The organism is Agromyces sp. P2_B3, from assembly GCF_056404815.1.
The window spans coordinates 44,690-54,839 of the sequence record NZ_JBFUDH010000019.1; the positions used below are offsets into that span (position 1 = coordinate 44,690).

The window sequence follows — 10,150 nt, forward strand, 5'->3', positions numbered from 1 at the left end:
CATGAAACACATGGGACATAATCGGCACGTACTGTCGACGACGACGTCGACGGGGAAGACCCGGACCCGAGACGGCCAACAGCCGGCCGGGACCCTTGGAGGTGCAGTGGAACCCACGCAAACAGTCGCACGACGTTCACGCGGGAGGTGGCTCATCCTCCTCGGAATCCTTCTTTCCGCACTCACTCTGTCCGGCATCGCAGCGTCCCCTGCGATGGCGGAGGCCGGGAGTGCGGCGACAACGGAAGCCGAGGAGTTCGAGTACTTCTTCGTGGGCAACGTCACGTTCGACGACAAGCCGCTGCGCGGCGTCCAGATCAGCGTCGAAGGCAACGGCTACGACGCTGAGACGAAGACCGACGCCGACGGCAAATGGCGCCTCGGCGTGCCCGAGAAGGGCGAGTACAAGCTGACCCTCGACGAGGAGACCCTGCCCAAGGGCGTCGTCGTCAAGGAGGGCCAGAACACCGTCACCGCCGAGTTCGGGCTCACGAAGCTGAAGGCGGTGAACTTCTTCCTCGGCGAGGGCCAGCGCACCACGACCGACCTCGGCGCCCAGGTGTTGATCCGCGTGATCAATGGCCTGAACTTCGGGCTCCTCCTGGCGCTCGCGGCGATCGGCCTGTCGCTGATCTTCGGCACCACCGGCCTCTCGAACTTCGCCCACGCGGAGATGATCACGTTCGGCGGCCTCATGGTGCTCACCTTCGGCGTCGACCTGGCCCTGCCGATCTGGCTCGCCATCATCATCGCCATCGTGCTGAGCGCCGCGCTCGGCTGGACGCTCGACGCCACGATCTGGAAACCGCTCCGGCGGCGCGGGGTGGGCCTCATCCCGCTCATGATCGTGAGCATCGGCCTCTCGCTCGCGCTGCGGTACACCTACCAGTTCTTCTACGGCGGAGCGACGAGGCAGCTGCCCGGTGCGACCATCCCGTCCGACATCCACCTCGGACCTGTGACGCTGTCGTGGATCGACGTCGCGAGCATGGCGACCTCGATCGTGGTGCTGCTGGCCTTCGCGTTCTTCCTGCTGCGCACGCGCATCGGCAAGGCGACGCGGGCGGTCTCCGACAACCCGAGCCTCGCCGCGGCGAGCGGCATCGACGTCGACCGGGTCATCCGCATCGTGTGGATCGCGGGCGGCGCGCTGGCGGGCCTCTCCGGCATCCTGTGGGCCTACTTCCGGCCCGGCGTCAGCTGGGACATGGGCTTCCAGATCCTGCTGCTCGTGTTCGCCGCGGTCACCCTCGGTGGCCTGGGCACTGCGTTCGGCGCGCTCGTCGGGTCGATCATCGTCGGCCTCTTCATCGAGCTGTCGACGCTGTGGCTGCCTTCCGACATGAAGTACGTGGGCGCACTGATCGTGCTGATCCTCGTGCTGCTGTTCCGACCGCAGGGCATCCTCGGTCGCCGCGAGAGAATCGGCTAAGGAGGACCGACCATGATCGACTGGATTGCGATCTTCTCCAACGCGGCGCAGGAGCTCATCAGCCCCACGACCGCCGCCTACGCCCTCGCCGCCCTCGGCCTGGCGATCCACTTCGGGTACACGGGCCTCCTGAACTTCGGTCAGGCGGGCTTCATGGCCCTCGGTGCCTACGGGTTCGCCATCTCGACGCTGTCGTTCGGATTCCCCGTGTGGGCGTCCGTGCTCGTCGGCGTCGGGGCATCCGTGATCTTCGCGCTGATCCTCGGCATCCCGACCCTTCGGCTCCGCGCCGACTACCTCGCGATCGTCACGATCGCGGCGGCCGAGATCCTGCGGCTCATCTTCACGACGAACACGTTCGACTCGCTCACCGGCTCGGCGAGCGGCCTGCAGGGCTACAAGGGCGGCTTCGCCGACCTGAACCCGATCCCGCCGGGCACCTACGGCTTCGGTCCATTCACGTACAACGCGTACGACTGGTGGATCCGGATCGTGGGGTGGACGCTCGTGATCGTGTTCGCGCTGCTCACCTGGCTGATCATCCGCAGCCCGTGGGGTCGCGTCATCAAGGGCATCCGCGAGGACGAGGACGCCGTGCGCGCGCTCGGCAAGAACGTCTACTCCTACAAGATGCAGAGCCTCATCCTCGGTGGCGTCTACGGCACCCTGGCGGGCATGATCTTCGTCCTGCCGCGCGCGGTCGTGCCGGCGAACTACCAGACGTCGCTCACGTTCTTCATCTACGCGATCCTGCTCCTCGGCGGGGCCGCCACGATCCTCGGGCCGATCGTCGGCTCGATGATCTTCTGGGTGCTGCTCTCCTTCTTCTCGGGCTTCATGGCCCGGGCGGTGGAGGCGGGCTGGTTCCCGTTCATGACGCAGGTGCAGGCCGGGCAGCTCCGGTTCATCCTCGTCGGCATCGCGATCATGTTGATCGTGGTCTTCAGGCCCCAGGGCATCTTCGGAAACAAGAAGGAGCTGGCCTTTGTCAAGTGATGTCACTCCCACGTCCAAGCCGGTGAAGACCACCGGCCTCCACGTCGGCGAGGCCGGACCGGGTGTCCGCAAGGTCGACCCGATCCTCATCGCCGACGGCGTCAAGCGCACCTTCGGCGGCCTGACGGCCGTCGACGTGGGCCACGTCGAGATCCCGCGCGGCGCGATCACCGCGCTCATCGGCCCGAACGGCGCCGGCAAGACCACGTTCTTCAACCTGCTCACGGGCTTCGACAAGCCAGACGAGGGCACGTGGGAGTTCGACGGTCGCTCGCTCGCGCACGTCCCCGCCTACCGGGTGGCGCGCATGGGCCTCATCCGCACGTTCCAGCTCACCAAGGCGCTCGGCCTCCTCACCGTCATGGACAACATGAAGCTCGGGGCCAAGGGCCAGGGCGGCGAGAACCTCTTCCGCTCGGTGCTCCCGTTCCTGTGGCGCAAGCAGGAGGACGAGATCGAGGAGAAGGCAGTCGAGCTCCTCACCCGGTTCAAGCTCGACACCAAGCGGGAGGACTACGCGGCGAGCCTCTCGGGCGGCCAGCGCAAGCTCCTCGAGATGGCGCGGGCGCTCATGAGCGATCCCACGCTCGTGATGCTCGACGAGCCGATGGCGGGCGTCAACCCGGCGCTCACCCAATCGCTGCTCGAGCACATCCTCGACCTGAAGTCCCAGGGCATGACCGTGCTCTTCGTCGAGCACGACATGCACATGGTGCGGCACATCGCCGACTGGGTGATCGTGATGGCCGAGGGCAAGATCGTGGCCGAGGGCGACCCGCACACCGTCATGCAGGACCAGGCCGTGATCGACGCCTACCTCGGCGCCCACCACGACACGGACATCGGCATCGAAATCGACACGGAGCATGTCGACGTACTGAAGGAGCTCATCGATGACGAACAGTGAACCCGCCGCCGGCGCGGTACTCGACCCCGTGGCCGACACCGTCGTCGAGGTCGACGCCATCACGGCCGGCTACCTTCCCGGCGTGAACATCCTGAACGCGTGCTCCCTGGTCGCCCGGCAGGGCGAACTCATCGGCATCATCGGACCGAACGGCGCCGGCAAGTCGACGCTGCTCAAGTCGATCTTCGGGCTCGTGAAGGTCCGCCAGGGCACGATCAAGCTCAACGGCGAGGAGATCACCAACCTCAAGGCGAACAGGCTCGTCGCCAAGGGCGTCGGGTTCGTGCCGCAGACGAACAACGTGTTCCCGTCGCTCACCATCCAGGAGAACCTGGAGATGGGCATGTTCCAGAAGCCCAAGGGCCTCAAGGAGCGGCTCGAGTTCGTCACCGAGATCTTCCCCGAGCTCGGCAAGCGACTCGGCCAGCGCGCCGGCTCGCTGTCTGGCGGTGAACGGCAGATGGTCGCCATGTCGCGTGCCCTGATGATGGGCCCGCACGTGATGCTCCTCGACGAGCCGTCGGCCGGCCTCTCCCCCGTGCGCCAGGACGAGGCCTTCCTGCGCGTCAAGGAGATCAACCGCGCGGGCGTCACGACCATCATGGTCGAGCAGAACGCGCGTCGCTGCCTGCAGATCTGCGACCGCGGCTACGTGCTCGACCAGGGCCACGACGCCTACACCGGCACCGGCCGGGACCTGCTGAACGACCCGAAGGTCATCGGCCTCTACCTGGGTACGCTCGGGCAGGACTGAGTCACCACTCCACGAAGGGGCGGATGCTGCGGCATCCGCCCCTTCGTCGTTCGTGGGCGCTGCGCCGCTCGGCGGGAGGACCCCTCAGACGTCGAGGTCGAAGCCGAGGTCCACATCCGTCGCGGGAACCCCGTGGAGGCCCCAGTCCTCGAGCGGCGGCTCGTGGAGGACGACGATCAGGTCATCGGGCGAGACGCCGAGGGCGGCGAAGCGCCGCGCGATCGACGCGAAGAGCGATCGCTTCGCGTCCGCCGAGCGTCCGGGGAAGATCGTGATCTCCACGAGCACCGTGGAGGCGCCGGGATCTGCGACCGAGAAGCGCTCCGCCGGGTACTCGAGGTACCGGATGTGCCGGTCGTCGACGGGCACTCGGAGCGCCTCGCGTTGCGCCTCGTACACCGCCTCGATGAGCCCGTCGCGGACCTCGATGGAGAACGCGCCGCGGACCTCGATCTTCGCCAACGGCATCGGACGCTCCTTTCGCTCGGTGGCGAGGGCGAGCCCCACGGGCGTGCAGGACCGCCCGCGCCTCTCCGGTCAGGCTACGGGCGCCGGCGGGCACGCGAAAGGGCCCCAGCCGAAGCCGGGGCCCTTCCGTGCGACACGCGTACTAGTTGATGCGCTCGTACTTGTTGTCGTCGCCGTACTGGTAGACGCCGATGGTCGCCTCGGTGGGGTCACCGTGCTCATCGAGCGTGATCGGGCCGGAGGGGCCGTCGTAGTTGATCTGGTTGCCCTCCTGCAGCTGGGTCGCGCCGGCCGTGAAGTCGGTCACGACCTCGCCGTCACCGGTGCCGCCCGACACCTGGCGGAGGTACTTGGCGATGTCGGCACCCTCGGTGCTGTTCGCCGCGTACGCCGCAAGGGCGATGAGCATGGTGGCGTCGTACGACTCGGGGCCGTAGCTGAAGTCGGCGAGGTCGGGGTTCACCGCGAGCATGCGGTCCCGGAAGTCGTCTTCAAGCTTCGGGCCGGGCAGCGTGCCCTTCGAGCCGGCGATGAGGCCGGGTGCGAAGTCCGCGCTGTAGTCCGACAGGTTGCCGTCGACGAAGTACAGCTGGTCGCCGGGGTAGCCCGAACCGACGAGCGCGGGGACGACGACCTTGGCCTCGTCGAAGGTGATGACGGCGACGGCGTCGGGGTTCGCGGCCTTGATGGCCGAGAGCTGCGCGTCGAAGTTCGAGTCACCCGTGTTGAAGAGCTCCTCGGCGACGACCTCGCCGCCGGCTGCCTCGAACGACTCCTTGGTCGCAGCCGCGAGGCCGGTGCCGTAGGGGTCGTTCAGGACGAGCAGGCCGAGCGTGGATGCGCCGTCCTCGGCGATCTGGTTGCCGAGCACCTCACCCTGGAGCAGGTCGGACGGCGCGGTACGGAAGTACAGGCCGTTGTCCTCGTAGTCGGTGAAGTCGGGCGACGTGTTCGCCGGCGAGAACTGCACGACACCGGCCGAGGTGATCTGGTCGATGACCGTGAACGAGACACCCGACGAGGCGGCACCGACGATGGCCGAGACATCCTGCGAGAGCAGGTCGGTCACCGAGACGGTCGCGATGTCCGTCGTGGTGTCACCGGAGTCGCGGTAGACGACCTCGATGTTGAGCCCCATGTCGGCCTCGTTGATCTCCTTGGCGGCGAGCGCGACGCCGGCCTCCTCGGGCGGGCCGAGGAACGCGAGCGTTCCACTCTGCGGAAGGATGGTGCCGATCTTGAGGGTCAGGTCGCGGTCGCCTGCCTCGATGGGCAGGGCGTCGCCGGCGGCGGCCTCGGTCGGTTCATCCGACTCGGCGGGGGCCGGGGCACCCGAACTGCACGCCGTGAGGAGGAGGGCACTGACGCCGGCGAGGGCGACCCCCGTCCATGCTGCGCGAGCCGAGCGCGAGGCCGTGGCCTTCGCGAATACGCTCATGTTGCTCCTTGGGACTGAAGGATTGGTACACAAAAGCAGCGTCTGGTGACGCCGTGTTTTGACACTATGGTGCCTCCAAGGCCGAAACAAGTCGCCGCGGTCACAACCGTGTAACACCGCAGGAATCGTTACCTTGCCGACACCTTCCCCGGCCCACGCGCAGCAAATCGTCGTGTCCGCTGGAGTTCACGCGCGGATCGCGCGTGACCCCCACCCGGGGGCAATCGAGCCGCCGGCCGGTCAGATGGGCTCCTCGAGCACCTCGGCGGCGGTTCGCCGGGACGACCGGGCCCCGCGCACGAGGTCGACGGTGAGCACGACGAGGGCCACCCACACGAGCGCGAACCCGACCCATCGTTCGGGGGGCATGGGCTCATGGAGCACGACCACGCCGACGAGGAACTGGATGAACGGGGCGAAGTACTGGATGAAGCCCATGTAGATGAGCGGGAGCCGACGGGAGGCCGCCGCGAAGAGCAGGAGCGGCACCGCGGTGACCGCGCCGAGGCCGATGAGCAGCACGGTGTGCCAGGGGTTCACCGTGCCGATGGTGAGCCCGGTGGTCAGCGCCACGAACACGAGCTGCACGATGGCGAGCGGCGCGAGCCAGACGGTCTCGAGCGTGAGGCCAGACACCGCGTCGACCTTCGGTCCGACGCGCTTCTTGATGAGGCCGTAGAACCCGAAGGAGAAGGCCAGCACGAGGGCGATCCACGGCAGCTGTCCGTAGCCGACCGCGAGCACGACGACCGCCAGGATCGAGATGCCGACCGCGACCCACTGCGTGACGTTCAGTCGCTCCCGCTGCACGAGCACGCCGAGGAAGACCGTGACGATCGGGTTGATGAAGTAGCCGAGGGCCGCCTCGACGACCTGGTTCGTCGTCGCGGCGAAGACGTAGGTCTGCCAGTTGATGAAGATGAGGAGCCCCGCCAGGCCCATCGTGAGCAGGATGCGCCGATCGCGGAACAGCACGCCGAGCGCACGCCAGGCCCGCGTCACCGTGATGAGCAGGGCGCAGAAGACGAGGGAGAAGAGCACTCGCCACGCCACGATCTCGACCGGGCCCGAGGGCGCCAGCGCGATGAAGTAGATCGGGAGGAAGCCCCACAGCACATAGGCGCTGACCGCGAACGCCAGCCCCGACCGGCTCACCGGAGCGTGATCGGGGGTCGTGGGGGGCGTGAGCGGTTCCGAGCGTGACACTCGATCCAGCCTACGCCGGGGGCATCGCCGGGAGCTCGAGGCCGGCTGCCATCGGGCGACGACATGCCGTCAGGGCGACGACCGGCGCTGCGGCATCCGGAGACGGCAGAAGCCCGGATGCCGTATGGCATCCGGGCCTCTGAGCGTGCGTGTCGACTAGCGGACGACGACGGCGAGCACGTCGCGCGCCGAGAGCACGAGGAGCTCCTCGCCGCCGAACTTGACCTCGGTGCCGCCGTACTTCGAGTAGATGACCTTGTCGCCGACGGCCACGTCGAGCGGGACGCGGTTGCCGTTGTCGTCGATGCGGCCGGGGCCCACTGCCACGACCTCGCCCTCCTGGGGCTTCTCCTTGGCGGTGTCGGGGATCACGAGACCCGACGCGGTGGTCTGCTCTGCCTCGACCTGCTTGATGACGATGCGATCCTCGAGCGGCTTGATGGAAACCGACACGGTTGACCTCTTTCTTGACGGAAGACTGGTTAGCAGCCTCACAGCGAGAGTGCTAAACCGAGTCTAGGGCCGATTTGGCACTCGTGCAACGTGAGTGCCAGCGCGCGGGAACGGGGTGCTAGCGTGGCCGGGTGGAACGCGCCGAGCTCGTCGAACTGCTCTCGCCCGAGGGCCTCCGGCTGCTCGACTCGCTTCCCGATTGGGACGCCAAGGCCGACATCGTCCGCGTCGTCGCCGAGTTGCGCCGCGCGGGCCACTCCCCGGGGCTCGTGGCCACCGTGCTCAGCCAGTCGAGGCTGAGGTCCCGCGCGCACGCCAAGTTCGGCGAGTTCGCCTCGCGCATGCTCTTCACCGAGCCGGGCCTCGAGCAGGCGACCCGGCTCAGGGTGGCCGCACTCCACGCCGGCAGGTTCGCCCGCGCCGGCGTCGGCCACGTCGCCGACCTCGGGTGCGGCATCGGCGGCGACGCGCTCGCCTTCGCCGCGGTCGATCTCGAGGTGACGGCCGCAGAGGCCGACGAGGTCACCGCGGCGATCGCCGCCTACAACCTGACCCCGTTCCCCAGGGCCCGCGTGCTGCACGCGCGGGCCGAGGAGGTGCCGCTCGGCGGCATCGGCGGCGCGTGGCTCGACCCCGCCCGCCGCACGTCGGCCGGCGGCACCACCCGTCGACTCGCGGATGCCGCTGACTACTCGCCCTCGCTGGAGTTCGCCTTCGGCCTGGCCGCCCGCATGCCGGTCGGCGTCAAGCTCGGGCCCGGCACCGACCGCGACGTCATCCCCGCCGGCTCCGAGGCGCAGTGGGTCTCGGTCGACGGCGACGTGGTGGAGCTGGCGGTGTGGCAGGGAGCGGTGGCTCGGCCCGGGATCGGACGCGCTGCGCTGGTGATCCGCGGTGACGCGGCCGCCGAGCTCACCGCCGAAGCCGACACCGAGGACGCGCCGAGCGGCCCGCTCGGCGACTACCTCTACGAACCCGACGGCGCGGTGATCCGTGCCCGCCTCATCGGCGACCTGGCCAGGGCGAACGGGGCGTGGATGCTCAGCCCCGGCATCGCCTACCTGACCTCGGACACCGCCTTCGACTCGCCCTTCGCCCGAGGGTTCCGCGTGCTCGATCGGCTCCCGTCCGACGAGCGCCAGCTGCGCCAGGTGCTCGCGGCGCGTGGCATCGGCACGCTCGAGATCAAGAAGCGGGGTGCCGACGTCGATCCGGCGGCGCTGCGCACCAGGCTGAAGCTCCGCGGCGACCGGAGCGCCACGATCGTGCTGACCCGCGAGGAGGGACGTCGCGTCGTGCTCCTCGTGGAACGCCTCTGAGGCCCCTCCCACGGAGGTCCCTCCGATGGGAGACCCGCCCGCCGACGGAGGCGTCAGCGCGGCAGCGCGCCGAAGACGATCGCGTAGTAGCCGATCCACACCGACGAGAAGACCAGCCCCGCGATCCCGGTGCCGATGCCGACGAAGGCGAGCGTGCGACCCTCCTCCTCGCGTCGGAGGCCGAGCACACCGAAGACGATGGCCGCGATGGAGAGCGGCAGCAGCCATCCGAGGAAGAGCGACGCCGCGGCACCGATGACGCCGAGGATCGCCGAGATCCAGCTGTAGACGCGGCGCTGCTCCTCGTCCTCCTCGGCGTCGGCGACGCGGGCGAGCTCGGCGCGGTGCACGACGAGCAGCTGGCCGGTCGGCAGCGACTGCAGCTCGCCGGTGTCGAACGGCACCTCGTACTCGCGCACCGCCGGGTCCGCCCGCAGCGTGGGCTCGGCTGGCGCGACGACCGTCAGCTCCTCGTCGACGGCCGGCTGCCCGCCATCAGGTTCGACTGCGGATGCCGATGCGGGTGCGGCTGCGGATGCGTCTGCAGGAGCGGACGGCGATGGATCGGGATGCTCCGGCTCGGGCGAACGCGAGGGGGCCCCGCCCTCGGGCGGGACCCCTTCGCGGTCGGACATCTCCGGCCTCAGTAGTTGTAGTACGGAACGCTGGCGAAGGCGACGCTCCACAGGATGATGGAGAGCAGGCCGATCGCGATGCCGACGAAGCCGAGGATCATGCCGGTGAGCCACATGCCCTTCGCCGCGGGCTCCTTCTTGCGGCCGAGGAAGCCGAGCACCACGGCCGCCGCGGGGATGAGCAGCTGCATGATGCCGCCCACGATCGGGATGAACACCACGAAGAAGCCGACGAGACCCACGATGCCGGCGATCAGCGAGATGAGGCTGAGCACCGGCGTCGACTTGACGGGCGCCGTCGTCCCGTAGGCCGGGGCTGTGTAGCCAGGCTGGCCGTACGCGGTCTGCTGGGCGCTGCCGTACGGCGAGCCGCCGTCGACCGCGGCCGCCGCTGCGGCGGGAGCGCCGTACGCACCCGCGGGCGGCGGAGGCGGCGGCGTCGCCGATCCGTACACGGGCGGGACCGGGGGCGCCGGCGGGGCCGGGGGTTCTGGTGCCGAGGGCGCCGACGGCGCGCCGGGCGCCACGGGCGGCGCCTCGGG

At 69.1% G+C, this 10,150-nt stretch carries 11 protein-coding genes; 5 read left to right on the forward strand and 6 right to left on the reverse strand.

Annotation, left to right across the window (positions count from 1 at the left end; all coding sequences use genetic code 11):
- Positions 1 to 214: 214 nt before the first annotated feature.
- Genes AC1DZA_RS18125 through AC1DZA_RS18140 form a run of 4 tightly spaced genes read left to right on the forward strand, consistent with a single transcriptional unit; the run spans position 215 to position 4,089 of the window.
- The gene (locus tag AC1DZA_RS18125) at positions 215 to 1,432 is read left to right on the forward strand and encodes a branched-chain amino acid ABC transporter permease (protein WP_476761348.1); all 1,218 of its coding nucleotides are present in this window, start codon (positions 215 to 217) and stop codon (positions 1,430 to 1,432) included.
- Between the two features lie 15 nt (positions 1,433 to 1,447).
- Complete coding sequence (locus AC1DZA_RS18130) at positions 1,448 to 2,428, forward strand: branched-chain amino acid ABC transporter permease (RefSeq protein WP_476761355.1); 981 nt, start codon at positions 1,448 to 1,450, stop codon at positions 2,426 to 2,428.
- Complete coding sequence (locus AC1DZA_RS18135) at positions 2,418 to 3,335, forward strand: ABC transporter ATP-binding protein (protein WP_476761347.1); 918 nt, start codon at positions 2,418 to 2,420, stop codon at positions 3,333 to 3,335. Before AC1DZA_RS18130 ends, AC1DZA_RS18135 begins: the two co-directional genes overlap by 11 nt.
- On the forward strand, positions 3,322 to 4,089 hold the full coding sequence (locus AC1DZA_RS18140; protein WP_476761346.1) for an ABC transporter ATP-binding protein: 768 nt from the start codon (positions 3,322 to 3,324) through the stop codon (positions 4,087 to 4,089). The genes AC1DZA_RS18135 and AC1DZA_RS18140 overlap by 14 nt, the downstream gene beginning before the upstream one ends.
- Positions 4,090 to 4,173: 84 nt before the next feature.
- On the opposite strand, the gene AC1DZA_RS18145 is transcribed toward AC1DZA_RS18140, so the two are convergent.
- The 4 genes from AC1DZA_RS18145 to groES form a co-directional block, all read right to left on the reverse strand.
- The gene (locus AC1DZA_RS18145) at positions 4,174 to 4,557 is read right to left on the reverse strand and encodes a tautomerase family protein (RefSeq protein ID WP_476761345.1); all 384 of its coding nucleotides are present in this window, start codon (positions 4,555 to 4,557) and stop codon (positions 4,174 to 4,176) included.
- A gap of 142 nt (positions 4,558 to 4,699) precedes the next feature.
- On the reverse strand, positions 4,700 to 5,995 hold the full coding sequence (locus tag AC1DZA_RS18150; protein ID WP_309977382.1) for an ABC transporter substrate-binding protein: 1,296 nt from the start codon (positions 5,993 to 5,995) through the stop codon (positions 4,700 to 4,702).
- Between the two features lie 240 nt (positions 5,996 to 6,235).
- On the reverse strand, positions 6,236 to 7,201 hold the full coding sequence (rarD, locus tag AC1DZA_RS18155; RefSeq protein ID WP_476773802.1) for an EamA family transporter RarD: 966 nt from the start codon (positions 7,199 to 7,201) through the stop codon (positions 6,236 to 6,238).
- Between the two features lie 156 nt (positions 7,202 to 7,357).
- Entirely contained in the window at positions 7,358 to 7,654 is a 297-nt protein-coding gene (gene groES, locus AC1DZA_RS18160) for a co-chaperone GroES (protein ID WP_309977380.1), read from the reverse strand.
- 131 nt (positions 7,655 to 7,785) lie between these two features.
- Here groES and AC1DZA_RS18165 point away from each other — a divergent pair, with 131 nt between their 5' ends.
- Positions 7,786 to 8,973, forward strand: a complete 1,188-nt coding sequence (locus AC1DZA_RS18165; RefSeq protein WP_476773803.1) for a class I SAM-dependent methyltransferase — start codon at positions 7,786 to 7,788, stop codon at positions 8,971 to 8,973.
- A 53-nt stretch (positions 8,974 to 9,026) separates the two neighbouring features.
- Here AC1DZA_RS18165 and AC1DZA_RS18170 read toward each other — a convergent pair whose 3' ends face one another.
- Together AC1DZA_RS18170 and AC1DZA_RS18175 are read right to left on the reverse strand one after the other, a co-directional pair.
- On the reverse strand, positions 9,027 to 9,608 hold the full coding sequence (locus tag AC1DZA_RS18170) for a DUF4190 domain-containing protein (RefSeq protein WP_476773804.1): 582 nt from the start codon (positions 9,606 to 9,608) through the stop codon (positions 9,027 to 9,029).
- Between the two features lie 8 nt (positions 9,609 to 9,616).
- On the reverse strand, positions 9,617 to 10,150 hold a 534-nt coding region (locus AC1DZA_RS18175), incomplete at its 5' end, for a DUF4190 domain-containing protein (RefSeq protein WP_476773805.1).